This window comes from Streptomyces sp. M41(2017), assembly GCF_002078175.1.
Classification (GTDB): domain Bacteria; phylum Actinomycetota; class Actinomycetes; order Streptomycetales; family Streptomycetaceae; genus Streptomyces.
This window is the reverse complement of sequence record NZ_MWFK01000002.1, coordinates 1,781,562-1,796,492: the sequence shown is the minus strand read 5'-3', so window position 1 is coordinate 1,796,492 and position 14,931 is coordinate 1,781,562. Positions and strand designations below refer to the sequence as shown.

General features: G+C 71.7%; 13 protein-coding genes. 10 read left to right on the top strand and 3 right to left on the bottom strand.

Annotated features, from left to right (window positions below; translation table 11 throughout):
• Nucleotides 1–109: 109 nt before the first annotated feature.
• The 3 genes from B0675_RS33645 (at nt 110) to thrS (ending at nt 4,004) form a co-directional block, all read left to right on the top strand.
• Entirely contained in the window at nt 110–676 is a 567-nt protein-coding gene (locus B0675_RS33645; RefSeq protein WP_081223384.1) for a DUF4365 domain-containing protein, read from the top strand.
• Complete coding sequence (locus tag B0675_RS33640; RefSeq protein WP_081223383.1) at nt 673–1,890, top strand: hypothetical protein; 1,218 nt, start codon at nt 673–675, stop codon at nt 1,888–1,890. Before B0675_RS33645 ends, B0675_RS33640 begins: the two co-directional genes overlap by 4 nt.
• Nucleotides 1,891–2,027: 137 nt before the next feature.
• Entirely contained in the window at nt 2,028–4,004 is a 1,977-nt protein-coding gene (gene thrS, locus B0675_RS33635) for a threonine--tRNA ligase (protein ID WP_081223382.1), read from the top strand.
• Nucleotides 4,005–4,037: 33 nt separating this feature from the next.
• On the opposite strand, the gene B0675_RS33630 is transcribed toward thrS, so the two are convergent.
• Entirely contained in the window at nt 4,038–4,697 is a 660-nt protein-coding gene (locus tag B0675_RS33630) for a potassium channel family protein (protein WP_081223381.1), read from the bottom strand.
• A gap of 67 nt (nt 4,698–4,764) precedes the next feature.
• Here B0675_RS33630 and B0675_RS33625 point away from each other — a divergent pair, with 67 nt between their 5' ends.
• Nucleotides 4,765–5,325, top strand: a complete 561-nt coding sequence (locus B0675_RS33625; RefSeq protein ID WP_081223380.1) for an HIT domain-containing protein — start codon at nt 4,765–4,767, stop codon at nt 5,323–5,325.
• A 143-nt stretch (nt 5,326–5,468) separates the two neighbouring features.
• The gene (locus B0675_RS33620) at nt 5,469–5,984 is read left to right on the top strand and encodes a DUF4232 domain-containing protein (RefSeq protein WP_081223379.1); all 516 of its coding nucleotides are present in this window, start codon (nt 5,469–5,471) and stop codon (nt 5,982–5,984) included.
• Nucleotides 5,985–6,026: 42 nt separating this feature from the next.
• On the opposite strand, the gene B0675_RS33615 is transcribed toward B0675_RS33620, so the two are convergent.
• Together B0675_RS33615 and B0675_RS33610 are read right to left on the bottom strand one after the other, a co-directional pair.
• The gene (locus tag B0675_RS33615) at nt 6,027–7,694 is read right to left on the bottom strand and encodes a hypothetical protein (protein WP_107482903.1); all 1,668 of its coding nucleotides are present in this window, start codon (nt 7,692–7,694) and stop codon (nt 6,027–6,029) included.
• Between the two features lie 157 nt (nt 7,695–7,851).
• Nucleotides 7,852–10,047, bottom strand: a complete 2,196-nt coding sequence (locus tag B0675_RS33610) for an elongation factor G-like protein EF-G2 (protein WP_081223378.1) — start codon at nt 10,045–10,047, stop codon at nt 7,852–7,854.
• Nucleotides 10,048–10,266: 219 nt separating this feature from the next.
• Between B0675_RS33610 and pgsA the strand changes: the two genes are divergently transcribed.
• The 5 genes from pgsA to pdxS all read left to right on the top strand — a co-directional run bounded on the left by pgsA (nt 10,267) and on the right by pdxS (nt 14,929).
• A complete protein-coding gene (gene pgsA, locus B0675_RS33605; RefSeq protein WP_081223377.1) occupies nt 10,267–10,989 on the top strand; it encodes a phosphatidylinositol phosphate synthase in 723 nt (240 codons plus the stop codon).
• On the top strand, nt 10,986–11,987 hold the full coding sequence (locus tag B0675_RS33600) for a phosphatidylinositol mannoside acyltransferase (RefSeq protein WP_081223376.1): 1,002 nt from the start codon (nt 10,986–10,988) through the stop codon (nt 11,985–11,987). The genes pgsA and B0675_RS33600 overlap by 4 nt, the downstream gene beginning before the upstream one ends.
• Complete coding sequence (locus B0675_RS33595; protein WP_081223375.1) at nt 11,984–13,144, top strand: glycosyltransferase family 4 protein; 1,161 nt, start codon at nt 11,984–11,986, stop codon at nt 13,142–13,144. Before B0675_RS33600 ends, B0675_RS33595 begins: the two co-directional genes overlap by 4 nt.
• A gap of 157 nt (nt 13,145–13,301) precedes the next feature.
• Nucleotides 13,302–13,856: a hypothetical protein gene (locus tag B0675_RS33590; RefSeq protein ID WP_179165489.1), complete on the top strand. Its 555-nt coding sequence runs from the start codon at nt 13,302–13,304 to the stop codon at nt 13,854–13,856.
• A gap of 152 nt (nt 13,857–14,008) precedes the next feature.
• Complete coding sequence (gene pdxS, locus B0675_RS33585; protein ID WP_081223373.1) at nt 14,009–14,929, top strand: pyridoxal 5'-phosphate synthase lyase subunit PdxS; 921 nt, start codon at nt 14,009–14,011, stop codon at nt 14,927–14,929.
• Nucleotides 14,930–14,931 lie beyond the last annotated feature (2 nt).

Genomic DNA, 14,931 nt, shown 5'->3' with positions numbered 1-14,931 from the left:
TACCCGGGCTGTTTGCGCCGTACGCCGGAAGGAGACAACTGAGGTACGGGTCTTTGCAGTTCAGCGACCCGAAGCGCGGACACACCAAGCCTGGAAGGCTGTTGGACTCATGGCACTCGCCCAGCCCGAACGGGGCGGGCTGCTGCCCCAGCGGACGGCACCCCATCGCGGCTCCCTCGCCACCACCGCCTGCATGGAGACCCTGCAGGTGGGCTACCTGCACGCCGTGGCGGCGGCGGCCGGCTGCTCGCTCTCCCAGCCGTTCCCCGACAACGGCATCGACTGGCACGTCAGCCACAGCGCCCCCGGGCACACGGTCGACGACGAAGTCACCATCAAGGTGCAGCTCAAGTGCACCTACCAGATACCGCCGGACCCACCGGGGCCCGCGTTCTCCTTCCCGCTCGACAACGCCCACCTGGCGAAGCTCGCGCGCACCCCGGTCTCCGTGCACAAGATCCTGGTCGTGATGCTCGTGCCCAGATCCCAGGACGACTGGCTGCGCGCCGGTCACGACCGCCTCGACCTGCGGCACTGCTGCTACTGGATCAACCTCGCCGGGCACGCCGTCACGGGCCGGCACCGGACCACCGTCCGTATCCCGACGACCCGGATCTTCGACGACCGTGCCCTCTGCGAGATCATGACGAGGGTCGGGACGGGAGGCAGACCATGACACACCGCCCGATCGACGAGCCCCTTCGGCCCGTGCGGCCGCACCCCGCCGAAACGCCCTGGGACGCCCCTCCGGCCCCCGACCAGGTCGACCCGGCCGTCCTCGGCGCCCTCCTGCACCGCCACGGCTGGCAGCGGCGCGGGGGAGCCCCGGGACGGTACGGCCGGTGGACACCACCCGGGCCCGGGGGCAACGGCACCAGCCTGCTGGTGCCCGAGAACCGGGCCTTCCCCGACAGCGACGACCTGCTCGGCGAAGCTCTCGTCGCGCTCGCCCGCAGCGGCTCGTCGTCCGCACGCGACGTGCTGCTCGCGCTCGCCGTCCCCAGCGACGAGATCCGCTGGTGGCGGGACGTGCCCACCGGACCCGCGGGCGCCGCGCCCTGGACCGTCGAGGAACAGCTGCGCGGTGCCGCCCGCCGGATGCTGCTCGCCGCCGCGCTCGCCACCCGCGCGCGGGCCGGCTACTACGGCGCCCGGCACCGCAGGGCCGCCGCCGCCTCCCTCGATGACGTGCTGGTCGGAGCCGAACCGGGCGGCCGCCGCCTCACCGCGTTCGTGCCCGTCGCCGCCGGCAGGCCCCTCGCCGTCCGCCTGCACCAGGCGCTGTACGCGGCCCGCGAGGCGATCGACTACCAGCGGGCCACCGGCGGCATGGACGCGTTCGACGCGGCCGTCGAGGCCGGCGTCAGCCACGAGCTGATGGAAGCCCTGGTGGCCCTCGTGCGCGGGACGGAGGGCGCCCGGATCGCCGTCGAGTGGTCGCCCGCAGAAGGCGTCCCCGAGGGCGGGGCGAACCCCGCCGAGGCCGTCGAGTTCTCGCCCGGCGACCTTCCCGTGCTCCGTGAGGCCGGCGCCCGGTACCTGCGCGAGGAACCGTCCGTCCCCGTGCGCATCACCGGCGCGGTCGTCAGGATGCGCCGCTCTGGCCCGCGCGGCGCGGGCACCGTACGGCTGCGGGTCATCGCCGGTGCGGAGGTCCCGCACGTACGGGTCACCCTGGACGAGGAGGCCTACCGGATCGCGGGCCAGGCCCATCTGGTGGGGCTGCCCGTGCGCGTGCACGGACGGCTGGAGAGCCGCGGCGGCTTCCGGCGGCTCACCGACGCCTCCGGAGTCGTCCCCGTACAGGTCGACGAGGCGGAGCGGGACCGGCTGATGAAGTCGCTCCAGGAGAACCTGGACTTCTTCGAGGAGGCCTGCAGCGGCGACTGAGGCGGCCCGGTGAGGGGACCTTGGCGGGGGCCCGTCCACAACCCTTTCGCGGAGGGGTCCCCGGGCTCGGTAGGATTCGGGGCATTGCCATGCCATGCCGTATGTGGTGTGGAGTCGCCTTCAGTCAGGAGAGTCCGGTGTCAGACGTCCGTGTGGTCATCCAACGCGATTCCGAGCGGGAAGAGCGCGTGGTGACGACGGGCACTACGGCCGCCGAGCTCTTCGCCGGCCAGCGCACCATCATCGCGGCCCGCGTGGCCGGCGAGCTGAAGGACCTCGCCTACGAGGTGCGGGACGGCGAGGAGGTCGAGCCCGTCGAGATCTCCTCCGAGGACGGCCTGAACATCCTGCGCCACTCCACCGCGCACGTCATGGCCCAGGCCGTGCAGGAGCTCTTCCCCGAGGCCAAGCTCGGCATCGGCCCCCCGGTCAAGGACGGCTTCTACTACGACTTCGACGTCGCGAGGCCCTTCACCCCCGAGGACCTCAAGGCCGTCGAGAAGAAGATGCAGGAGATCCAGAAGCGCGGCCAGCGCTTCTCCCGTCGCGTCGTCACCGACGAGGACGCCCGCGAGGAGCTCGCCGCCGAGCCGTACAAGCTGGAGCTCATCGGCATCAAGGGCTCCGCGTCCTCGGACGACGGCGCGGACGTCGAGGTGGGCGGCGGCGAGCTGACCATCTACGACAACCTCGACGCCAAGACCGGCGACCTGTGCTGGAAGGACCTCTGCCGCGGTCCCCACCTGCCCACCACCCGGAACATCCCGGCGTTCAAGCTCATGCGCAACGCCGCCGCGTACTGGCGCGGCAGCGAGAAGAACCCCATGCTGCAGCGCATCTACGGCACCGCCTGGCCCTCCAAGGAGGAGCTGAAGGCCCACCTCGACTTCCTCGCCGAGGCCGAGAAGCGCGACCACCGCAAGCTGGGCAACGAACTGGACCTGTTCTCCATCCCGGACCAGATCGGCTCCGGCCTCGCCGTCTTCCACCCCAAGGGCGGCATCATCCGCCGGGTCATGGAGGACTACTCGCGCCGCCGGCACGAGGAGGAGGGCTACGAGTTCGTCTACACCCCGCACGCCACCAAGGGGAAGCTCTTCGAGACCTCGGGCCATCTGGACTGGTACGCCGACGGCATGTACCCGCCCATGCAGCTCGACGAGGGCGTGGACTACTACCTCAAGCCCATGAACTGCCCGATGCACAACCTGATCTTCGACGCGCGCGGCCGTTCGTACCGTGAACTGCCCCTGCGCCTCTTCGAGTTCGGCACCGTGTACCGGTACGAGAAGTCCGGCGTCGTGCACGGCCTGACCCGTGCGCGCGGTTTCACCCAGGACGACGCGCACATCTACTGCACCAAGGAGCAGATGGCGGAGGAGCTCGACAAGACGCTCACCTTCGTCCTGAACCTGCTGCGCGACTACGGCCTCACCGACTTCTACCTGGAGCTGTCCACGAAGGACCCGGAGAAGTTCGTCGGCTCGGACGAGGTCTGGGAAGAAGCCACCGAGACGCTGCGCCAGGTCGCCGAGAAGCAGGGCCTCCCGCTGGTCCCGGACCCGGGCGGCGCCGCCTTCTACGGCCCGAAGATCTCCGTGCAGGCCAAGGACGCCATCGGCCGCACCTGGCAGATGTCGACCGTGCAGCTCGACTTCAACCTGCCCGAGCGCTTCGACCTGGAGTACACCGGCCCGGACGGCACCAAGCAGCGCCCGGTCATGATCCACCGCGCGCTCTTCGGTTCCATCGAGCGCTTCTTCGCCGTACTCCTCGAGCACTACGCGGGCGCGTTCCCGGCATGGCTGGCGCCCGTCCAGGCGATCGGCATCCCGATCGGTGACGCGCACGTCGAGTACCTGCAGAAGTTCGCCGCGCAGGCCAAGAAGCAGGGGCTGCGCGTCGAGGTGGACTCGTCCTCGGACCGGATGCAGAAGAAGATCCGCAACGCGCAGAAGCAGAAGGTGCCCTTCATGGTCATCGCGGGCGACGAGGACATGGCGGCCGGCGCCGTCTCGTTCCGCTACCGCGACGGCTCGCAGGAGAACGGCATCCCGCTCGACGAGGCCATCGCCAAGATCGCCCGTGTCGTCGAGGAGCGCGCGCAGATCTGATCCGCCGCACCTGACGAGAGGCCTCCGCGAAGCTCAGCTCCGCGGAGGCCTCTCGTCGTCGCCCTCACGCGAGAACACCTGCAGCAGCCACGACGAGAACGAGCCCGTGACCGCGCCGAGCAGGGCCAGACCGCACGCCATCATGGCGACCGCGATCACGCGTCCCCGTGCCGTCACCGGCGTCACGTCTCCGTAGCCCACCGTCGCCAGCGTGGAGGACGCCCACCAGACGGAGTCCCCGAAGGTACGGATCGTCGCGCCCGGCGCCTCGTACTCCGCCTGGTAGACGGCGAGGGCCCCGGCGAAGCCGAGCAGCAGGACGGCGATGCTCGCGTAGAACATCACCCGCGCGTACAGCGGCAACCGGGGCTCGCCCCGCCGGCGCAGCACGGCGTCGTAGAGCCGGACGACCCGCAGCGGCCGCAGCAGCGGCAGGACGAGGACCACCGTGTCCAGGACATGGGTCCGCACGAACGCGAGGCCTCGTCCGCTCAGCCGCCACAGGACCAGGTAGTCGACGAGGAACATCGCCCAGGCGACCGCGATGACGATGAGGCAGACCCGGCGCCCCCAGTCGGGCATCCCGTGCGCCAGCACGTGCACCGCGTAGGCGGTCAGGAAGAGCAGCGACGCGATCCCCAGCGGTACCTCGGTGCGCTGCGCCCAGCGGCTCGTCGGGCTGTCGTCGTCCATGGCCCCAGCTTGGCCGCAGGCACCTTTCCCGGGCACCCGCCGACACGCCGCGAACGGGCGAAGCAATATGCTGCATCACATGACGAGTGAGCCGGAGCAGCAGATCGGAGTGGGAACGCAGGACGCGTTCCAGCGCCTTTGGACGCCCCACCGGATGGCTTACATCCAGGGCGAGAACAAGCCCACCGGCCCGGGGGCCGACGACGGCTGTCCCTTCTGCTCGATCCCGGCCAAGTCCGACGAGGACGGGCTGATCGTGAAGCGCGGCGAGCAGGTGTACGCGGTGCTGAACCTCTACCCGTACAACGGCGGGCACCTGATGGTCGTGCCCTACCGGCACGTCGCCGACTACACGGATCTCACCGGTCCCGAGACGGTGGAACTGGGCGAGCTGACCAAGCAGGCCATGACCGCCCTGCGGACGGCCTCCGGCGCGCACGGCTTCAACATCGGCATGAACCAGGGCACGGTCGCGGGCGCCGGCATCGCCGCCCACCTGCACCAGCACATCGTGCCCCGCTGGGGCGGCGACACCAACTTCATGCCGGTCGTCGGCCACACCAAGGTCCTGCCCCAGCTCCTCGCGGACACCCGCAAGATGCTCGCGGACGCCTGGCCCGCCGCCTAGAACCCGTCTTCCCGGGCCTCGGCCGTCTCGTCGCGGGGACGTCATCCGTACGAGGGGAACGCGGTGGGGGCGCGATTGCGCGGGGGGCCGTGGCGGACAGGTCGGAGGTGCTCGCCCGGATCCGCCGGGACCACAGGAGGGGGATGCTCGTGCATCGTCGCAGCGCCCTGATCGCAGCCACCGCCACCCTGCTCGTCGGCGCGGCAGGAATCGGAACGGCGCAGGCGTCGTCACCGTCGGCCCTCGCCGCCGGTGCGGCTCCGTCCGCGTGCCGTCCGGCGAACCACACCGCCAGGATCACCGCGGGCCCCGCCACCGCGGGGCACCGCCACTACCGGGTCACCCTGACCGCCGCGCGGGGGTACGAACCCTGCCGGCTGGCCGGTTCACCCGCGGACGTCCGCTTCCACCAGCACGGTTCCCTCCGAGGAGTCACCCCCGGCCGGTACGGCTCGCAGCGCGCCGTGGTGACGTTCGGCCCGGGGCGTCCGGTCCACTTCGACATCCAGGTGCCGGTCGGCCCCGGCGGTGTCCGGGCCGACCGGGCCACCTTCACGCTGAGGGCCCCGGACGGGGTGATCCCCGGTGAGTCCAGCGCCTCCGGCCGGTTGGTCGTGGCGGCCGGCACCGCCGTCGGTCCGGTGCGGCCCGGAGCCTGACTGCTCGGGGCGGGCGGGCCGTCCCCGGCCCGCCGTCCCGTCCTACGCGTCGTACAGGTCGGCCTTGCGCGGCGCGGCGTCCTGCACCGCGGTGCTGAGGAACGACGAGCGGTTGCCGAACTTCTCGGTGTCCACGCCGTTCTCCTCCAGGACCTTGATCGCGGCCGCGTGCACCACCCGCAGCACGGGCGTCGCGGCCCGCAGCGCGTCGTCCGCCATGAAGCGGTGCCGCCACGGCTGGTCGGCCCAGGCGTGCCGCAGCCCGAACGGCTCGGGCAGCGCCAGCGAGCCGCCCAGCCAGTCCAGAAGCGGCGGATACCAGCTGAGGGGGGCCCGCGCGGCCAGCCGTACGACCTCGTCGGCGGTGACCAGCGGCAGGCTCACCTTGCGGGTCTCCCAGAACCGGACGGTCTTCGCGACCTCCTTGGTCGGGGCCTCCGGCTTGGTGGTGAACAGGGAGTTCACCGGGCCGAGCGCGTGCCCGGTGACCTCGATGCGCAGCGTCTCGTGGAGCACGGTCACCGTGATCAGCATCGTGATGACCAACTGGCCGTCCCAGAGCGTCCACTGGACCCCCAGGTAGTGCCGGTCGCCGCTGCCGAACTGCTGCTTGTTGCAGATGTCCTGGATGGCGTGGTTCCTGACCGTGTACGCGTCCACGTCCGTGCCGCCCGGCCGGGACACCGCCTTCGCGTTCTCCCCGATCGGCGTGACCACCCAGTGCTTGAGCGAAGGCGCGGGGAAACCACCGGTGTTGAGCGGACCGCGCTCCAGCATGCGCAACTGGTCGTGGATGCTGCGGATCACGTCCCAGCTGCGGAACGGGTGGATCTCCTTGGCCGCGTCCCGGGGCACCAGGTCCTCGGCGAGCTGCCAGCTGCCCCAGCGCGTCCCCATGCCGAGGATGCCCTTGGGGCCCGCGTAGAACACGGAGTTGGACTGCTGCTCGGCGCTGAGGCGGGCGAGGGACTGGCGCAGGCGCTCGGCGGCCGTCTCACCCGGGCTGCCGGGGACCGCCTCCGGGATCTTCGCGCCGAGACCGCCGCCGGACAGGAGGCTGTCCCAGCGGGCGCGCAGGTCCTTGGCCGTGCGCTCGCAGATCTGCTTGGCCCAGAGCCAGCCGACGACGGGCAGGACCACCGACGCGCGTCCGTACCAGCCCCAGAAACCCGTGAACGGCATCTTCAGGAGGAACAGGACGGCGAGGGCGCCGGCCGCGAACAGGAGCGTGGTGCCGAGGGCCGAGGCGCGCTTGTTCTCGCTCTTGGCGATCTGCGTGCGGATCGTGAAGACGAGCAGCCACACCACGAGGCCCGGCAGGAACAGCAGCCCGCAGAGCACCATGACGGCCGACAGCCAATTGTCCCGGTCCCGGCGGATGTTGGTCGCCGCCAGGCAGTGCTCCACGACGACCTGCGGCTCGGTGCCGAAGGACTGGATGAGCGGTTTGCGGCCGACACCCAGCATGCGGCCGGTGACCGCCGTCGAGAAGGCCTCGCCGAGGTTCGGCGCGAGCAGCTTGAACCGCGGCGCCTTGACGGTCGACTGGTGCCATTCGTTGTCGGCCTTGAGGATCTCCGTGACCGGACTGTCGCGATACGCCGCCGAGGCCAGGGCGAAGGTGGCCGCCGTCTGTCCCGCGGAGCCCGTGAGCGGCACCTGCGCCCCGGGAGTGAAATCGAACCCCTCGAACGTCACTTCCGCCCCCATCGCCGCCGCACCCGCTCCTGCGGCTTTCCCGACTTCGGTGCTCCGCACACCTGTTGATCAGGTCATCGTCTTGATCAGGTTCTCAGAGTAACGGGCATGACCGACATTCGTCGGCGGACGGCCGAAGCCGTCCGCCGCCTCACGACGCCCCGAACCCTCAGGAGTCGGCGGGCCGTTCGCGGATCCGTTCGGCGATCTGCTGCGGCATCGGTTCGTGCCGCGCGTAGTGCCGGTCGAACCGCGCGGTGCCGTGCGAGATGGACCGCAGATCGACGGCGTACCGTCCGATCTCGATCTCCGGCACCTCCGCCCGTACGAGCGTGCGCCCGCCGCCTGCCTGCTCGGTGCCCACCACCCGGCCGCGCCGCCCCGACAGGTCGCTCATCACGGCGCCCACGTAGTCGTCGCCGACCAGCACACTCACCTCGGCCACCGGCTCCAGGAGGTGGATCCTGGCGTCGGCCGCCGCCTCGCGCAGCGCCAGCGCCCCCGCCGTCTGGAAGGCGGCGTCGGAGGAGTCGACCGAGTGCGCCTTGCCGTCGCGCAGCGTGACCCGGACGTCGATGAGCGGATAGCCGGCGGCCACCCCCTTGGCCGCCTGGGCGCGCACGCCCTTCTCGACGGACGGGATGAACTGACGGGGTACGGCGCCTCCGATGACCTTGTCCACGAACTCGATGCCCGAGCCGTTCGGCAGCGGTTCCACCTCGATCTCGCAGATCGCGAACTGACCGTGTCCGCCGGACTGCTTCACGTGCCGGCCCCGCCCGCTGGACGTGCCGGCGAACGTCTCGCGCAACGACACCTTGTGCGGGACGACGTCGACCTGCACGCCGTACCGGTTGCGCAGCCGCTCCAGCGCGACGTCCGCGTGCGCCTCGCCCAGGCACCACAGGACGACCTGGTGGGTGGCCGGATTCTGCTCCAGCCGCATGGTGGGGTCCTCGGCGACCAGCCGGCCGAGCCCCTGGGAGAGCTTGTCCTCGTCCGCCTTGCTGTGCGCCTCGATGGCGAGCGGGAGCAGCGGGTCGGGCATCCGCCAGGGCTCCATGAGAAGCGGGTCGTCCTTGGCCGAGAGGGTGTCGCCGGTCTCGGCGCGGTTCAGCTTCGCCACGCTCGCGAGATCGCCGGCGATGCAGTGGGTGAGGGCCCGCTGCTGTTTGCCGAACGGCGCGGACAGGGTGCCGATGCGCTCGTCGACGTCGTGGTCCTCGTGGCCGCGGTCGGTGAGTCCGTGCCCCGAGACGTGCACGGTCGCGTCCGGGCGCAGCGTCCCCGAGAAGACCCTGACCAGGGACACGCGGCCGACGTACGGGTCGGACGCCGTCTTCACCACCTCGGCGAGCAGCGGGCCGTCCGGGTCGCACGCCTCGACCGCGCGCGCGGTGCCGTCCGGGGTGGTCACCGAGGGCGCCGGGCGTTCCAGCGGGGTGGGGAAGCCGCCCGTGACCAGTTCGAGGAGCTCGACCGTGCCGAGACCCTGCCGGGCGCCCTCGGCGGCCGGGGCGGCGGCCAGCACCGGGAAGAAGGTGCCGCGGGCCACGGCCCGTTCCAGGTCCTGCACGAGCGTCTTGAGGTCGATCTCCTCGCCGCCGAGGTAGCGGTCCATGAGGGTCTCGTCCTCGCTCTCGGCGATGATTCCCTCGATCAGCCGGTTGCGGGCGTCCTCGATGAGCTGCCGCTGCTCGGGGCCCGGTTCCGCCTCCTTGCGCTCCCCGGAGGCGTAGTCGAACAGCCGCTGGGTCAGCAGGCCGATCAGGCCGGTCACGGGAGCGTGCCCGTCCGGTGCCTCGGGCCCCCGCAGCGGCAGGTACAGCGGCAGGACGGCGTCCGGGTCGTCCCCGCCGAAAGCCTCCGCGCAGATCCTGGTCATCTCCTCGAAGTCCGCCCTGGCCGATTCGAGGTGGGTCACCACGATGGCGCGCGGCATCCCGACCGCCGCGCACTCCTCCCACACCATCCGGGTCGAACCGTCCACGCCGTCCGAGGCCGAGACGACGAAGAGGGCCGCGTCCGCAGCACGCAGACCGGCCCTCAGTTCCCCGACGAAATCCGCGTACCCCGGGGTGTCCAGAATGTTGATCTTGTATCCGTCCCAGTCGACGGGGACCAGGGAGAGCTGCACCGAGCGCTGCTGCCGGTGCTCGATCTCGTCGTAGTCCGAGACGGTGCCGCCGTCCTCCACGCGGCCCGCCCGGTTCACCGCTCCCGCGGTCAGCGCGAGAGCCTCCACCAATGTCGTCTTGCCCGATCCGCTGTGGCCGACCAGCACCACGTTCCTTACGGACGCGGGGTGGTCGGCCGCCGTAGCCCTGCCGGCGGCTCCGGGGTGTGCGTGCGCCTTGTCGCCCATGGCCTTGCCTCCCGTGCACGGTGAGGTCTCTGTGGGCGCGGACATGCTCAGGCCGCGTGCGGTGGCGGCACCGGTGACGCCCGCGGTGTCTTCGAGCTTCGCACTCGCGTCACGGCGCGTCCATACAGTGGACGCGACGGCGCCGCGACACCGACGGCATCGCGTCGTGACACGGGGGTGCGGGTGCCCGGCCGTCGCACAGGCGCACGCGTGACTACGATGGGGCGGCCGGTGGCCAGCAGGGGCCGCGCGGCGACACCGACCCTCGGGAAGGCCATGCTGAACAAGTACGCGCGTGCATTCTTCACGCGTGTCCTCACACCGTTCGCCGCGTTTCTCATCCGCCGGGGGGTAAGCCCCGACACGGTCACCTTCCTGGGCACGGCCGGAGTGATGGCGGGCGCACTGGTCTTCTTCCCGCGGGGAGAGTTCTTCTGGGGCACGATCGTCATCACGCTGTTCGTGTTCTCCGACCTCGTCGACGGGAACATGGCGCGCCAGCTCGGCCGCTCCAGCCGCTGGGGGGCCTTCCTGGACTCCACGCTCGACCGGGTGGCCGACGGCGCGATCTTCGGCGGCTTCGCGCTCTGGTACGCGGGTGACGGCGACAACAACGTCCTGTGCGCCGTCTCGATCTTCTGCCTGGCCAGCGGCCAGGTGGTCTCCTACACCAAGGCGCGCGGCGAGGCGATCGGCCTGCCGGTCGCCGTCAACGGCCTGGTGGAGCGCGCCGAGCGACTGGTGATCTCCCTGGTCGCGGCCGGGCTCGCGGGCCTGCACGCGTTCGGCGTGCCCGGCATCCAGGTGCTGCTGCCGATCGCGCTGTGGATCGTCGCCGTCGGCAGCCTCGTCACGCTGGTCCAGCGCGTCGTCACCGTCCGCCGGGAGTCCGCCGAGGCGGACGCCGCCGCTGCCGCCGCGAACAGCGAGGCCACCTCGTGACCAGCCTCCAGGACCGGCTGGCGGACGGCGCGTACGCCCTCGGCTGGAGCACCGTCAAGAAGCTCCCCGAGCCCGTCGCCGTGCGCCTCGGCCGGACGATCGCGGACCTCGCCTGGAAGAAGCGCGGCAAGGGCGTGCTGCGTCTGGAGAGCAACTACGCGCGCGTGCTGCCCGACGCGACACCGGAGCGCCTGGCCGAACTCTCCAAGGCGGGCATGCGCTCGTACCTGCGCTACTGGATGGAGTCGTTCCGGCTCCCCGCGTGGAGCGCGGACCGGGTGCGGGGCGGCTTCGAACCGAAGGACCTGCACCACCTCACCGACGGCCTCGCCGCGGGCAAGGGCGTCGTCCTCGCCCTGCCGCACATGGCCAACTGGGACCTCGCCGGCGCCTGGGTCACCACCAAGCTGGAGACGCCCTTCACGACCGTCGCCGAGCGCCTCAAGCCCGAGTCGCTGTACGACCGTTTCGTCGCCTACCGCGAGGGTCTCGGCATGGAGGTCCTGCCGCACAGCGGCGGCACCGCCTTCGGCACGCTCGCCCGGCGGCTGCGCGACGGCGGACTGGTCTGCCTGGTCGCCGAACGCGACCTGTCCTCGTCGGGTGTCGAGGTGCGGTTCTTCGGCGAGGCGACCCGGATGCCCGCCGGACCGGCCCTCCTCGCGCAGCAGACCGGCGCCGCGCTGCTGCCGGTGACGCTCTGGTACGACGACTCGACCGTCATGCAGGGCCGCGTCCATCCGCCCGTCGAGGTTCCCGTGTCAGGCACCCGTGCCGAGAAGACGTCCGTCATGACACAGGCGATGGCCGACGCCTTCGCCACCGGAATCGCCGACCACCCGGAGGACTGGCACATGCTGCAGCGGCTGTGGCTCAAGGACCTCGACGCCGGGAAGGCTCCGCGGGAGCCCCGCCCGCAGGAATCCGTGACCCCCGGGCCTCCGGTCGAGCCCGGGACCTCCCTGGCCTCCGAGACTCCCGAGAAGAGGACCCCGTGAGGATCGGCATCGTCTGCCCGTACTCCTGGGACGTCCCGGGCGGCGTCCAGTTCCACATCCGGGACCTGGCCGAGCACCTCATCGCCCTGGGACACGACGTCTCCGTGCTCGCCCCCTCGGACGACGACACCCCGCTGCCCCCGTACGTCGTCTCGGCGGGCCGCGCCGTCCCGGTGCCCTACAACGGCTCGGTGGCGCGGCTGAACTTCGGCTTCCTGTCGGCCGCGCGGGTACGGCGCTGGCTGCACGACGGCACCTTCGACGTGGTCCACATCCACGAACCGTCCTCGCCGTCCCTCGGCCTGCTGACCTGCTGGGCCGCGCAGGGCCCGATCGTCGCGACCTTCCACACCTCCAACCCGCGCTCCCGGGCGATGGTCGCCGCGTACTCGATCCTCCAGGCCGCCCTGGAGAAGATCAGCGCGCGCATCGCGGTGAGCGAGTACGCGCGCCGGACCCTCGTCGAGCACCTCGGCGGCGACGCCGTCGTCATCCCGAACGGCGTCGACGTCGACTTCTTCGCCCGTGCCAAGCCCAAGCCGGAGTGGCAGGGCGACACGATCGGCTTCATCGGCCGCATCGACGAGCCCCGCAAGGGACTGCCGGTGCTCATGAAGGCCCTGCCGAAGATCCTCGCCGAGCGCCCGCAGACGCGGCTCCTGGTCGCCGGACGCGGGGACGAGAAGGAGGCCGTCGAGTCGCTGCCCGCGGAGATGCGGTCGCGCGTCGAGTTCCTCGGCATGGTCAGCGACGAGGACAAGGCCCGCTTCCTGCGCAGCGTCGACCTGTACATCGCGCCCAACACGGGCGGCGAGAGTTTCGGGATCATCCTGGTCGAGGCGATGTCCGCCGGCGCGCCCGTGCTCGCCGCGGACCTCGACGCGTTCGCCCAGGTCCTCGACCAGGGCGCGGCCGGCGAGCTGTTCGCGAACGAGGACGCGGACGCCCTCGCCGCCGCCGCGCTGCGGCTGCTCGCCGACCCGGAGCGCCGCGCCGAACTGCGGAAGCGGGGGAGCGCCCACGTGCGGCGCTTCGACTGGTCGACGGTCGGCGCGGACATCCTCGCCGTCTACGAGACGGTGACGGACGGCGCGGCGGCGGTGGCCACGGACGAACGCACGGGCCTGCGCGCACGGTTCGGGATGGCCCGGGACTGATGTCGGGGCCGGCGCCCGGTCCGCCCAGGGGCCGGGCCCCCGGCGGCGGGCCGACCCGGCGACCGGCCGACCGGGCACCGGACCGACGGGCGGACCCGGCACCGAGTGCGAAGGGGGGCCCGGTGCCCGACGGGGCCACGGGTCCGCACGGGTAGCCTTGCCGCCCGTGACCGCAACCCTCATCTGGATCCTCGTCGCGCTCGTGGCGATCGGCCTCTACCTGAGCTGGACCGCCGGACGGCTCGACCGGCTGCACGCCCGGATCGACGCCACCCGTGCCGGCCTCGACGCCCAGCTGCTGCGCCGGGCCTCCGTCGCGCAGGAACTGGCCACCTCCGGAGTGCTCGACCCGGCCGCCTCGATCGTCCTCTACGAAGCCGCCCACGCGGCCCGGCAGGCCGAGGAGGAGCAGCGGGAGGTGGCCGAGAGCGAACTGAGCCAGGCCCTTCGCGCGGTGTTCGGGGAGGCCCAGCAGGTCGAGGCGGTCCGCGAGGTACCCGGCGGCGAGGAGGCCGCGGGCGAACTGGCCCAGGCCGTCCGGCGCGTGCCGATGGCCCGGCGCTTCCACAACGACGCCGTACGGGCCGCCCGCGCCCTGCGCCGCCACCGCAAGGTCCGCTGGTTCCGGCTCGCCGGCCACGCCCCCTTCCCGATGGCCTTCGAGATGGACGACGAGCCCCCGACCGCTCTGGCGGACCGCCCCACCGGCTGAGACCGCCACCCGGACCGGCGGGAGGAGAGCCGGGGGAGGAGTCCGGTCGCGGGAAAACGATCCACCGCCTCCTCATTGGCCCTTGCAGTGGACTGGTCGCTTCGCGTTTCCTCGAAAGCGCACAAACCCTCTTTCACCCAGCGAGGTCACCCGTGTCCAGCACGCTTCCCAGCACCGCCCCGTCCGAGAACACCGCGATCGGCACCGCCCGCGTCAAGCGCGGCATGGCCGAGCAGCTCAAGGGCGGCGTGATCATGGACGTGGTCAACGCCGAGCAGGCGAAGATCGCCGAGGACGCCGGCGCCGTGGCCGTCATGGCCCTGGAGCGGGTCCCCGCCGACATCCGCAAGGACGGCGGCGTGGCCCGTATGTCGGACCCGAACATGATCGAGGAGATCATCGACGCGGTCTCCATCCCGGTGATGGCCAAGTCCCGCATCGGCCACTTCGTCGAGGCCCAGGTCCTGCAGTCCCTCGGCGTCGACTACATCGACGAGTCCGAGGTCCTCACCCCGGCCGACGAGGTCAACCACTCCGACAAGTGGGCCTTCACGACCCCCTTCGTCTGCGGTGCCACCAACCTGGGCGAGGCCCTGCGCCGTATCGCCGAGGGCGCGGCCATGATCCGCTCCAAGGGCGAGGCCGGCACCGGCAACGTCGTCGAGGCCGTCCGCCACCTGCGCCAGATCAAGAACGAGATCGCCAGGCTGCGCGGCTTCGACAACAACGAGCTGTACGCCGCCGCCAAGGAGCTGCGCGCCCCGTACGAGATCGTCAAGGAGGTCGCCGAGCTCGGCAAGCTCCCGGTCGTCCTGTTCTCCGCCGGTGGTGTCGCCACCCCCGCCGACGCCGCGCTCATGCGCCAGCTCGGCGCCGAGGGCGTCTTCGTCGGGTCCGGCATCTTCAAGTCCGGCGACCCGGCCAAGCGCGCCGCCGCCATCGTGAAGGCCACCACCTTCTTCGACGACCCGAAGATCATCGCGGACGCGTCCCGCAACCTCGGCGAGGCCATGGTCGGCATCAACTGCGACACCCTCCCCGAGACCGAGCGCTACGCCAACCGCGGCTGGTAGTC

What these genes read in the sequence shown, in the direction of transcription:
- B0675_RS33630 (WP_081223381.1), bottom strand. Translation starts at nt 4,697, where the DNA reads ATGGACGACGACAGCCCGACGAGCCGCTGGGCGCAGCGCACCGAGGTA.
- B0675_RS33615 (WP_107482903.1), bottom strand. Translation starts at nt 7,694, where the DNA reads ATGGGGGCGGAAGTGACGTTCGAGGGGTTCGATTTCACTCCCGGGGCG.
- B0675_RS33640 (WP_081223383.1), top strand. Translation starts at nt 673, where the DNA reads ATGACACACCGCCCGATCGACGAGCCCCTTCGGCCCGTGCGGCCGCAC.
- B0675_RS33610 (WP_081223378.1), bottom strand. Translation starts at nt 10,047, where the DNA reads ATGGGCGACAAGGCGCACGCACACCCCGGAGCCGCCGGCAGGGCTACG.
- pgsA (WP_081223377.1), top strand. Translation starts at nt 10,267, where the DNA reads ATGGGGCGGCCGGTGGCCAGCAGGGGCCGCGCGGCGACACCGACCCTC.
- B0675_RS33645 (WP_081223384.1), top strand. Translation starts at nt 110, where the DNA reads ATGGCACTCGCCCAGCCCGAACGGGGCGGGCTGCTGCCCCAGCGGACG.
- B0675_RS33625 (WP_081223380.1), top strand. Translation starts at nt 4,765, where the DNA reads ATGCTGCATCACATGACGAGTGAGCCGGAGCAGCAGATCGGAGTGGGA.
- B0675_RS33620 (WP_081223379.1), top strand. Translation starts at nt 5,469, where the DNA reads ATGCTCGTGCATCGTCGCAGCGCCCTGATCGCAGCCACCGCCACCCTG.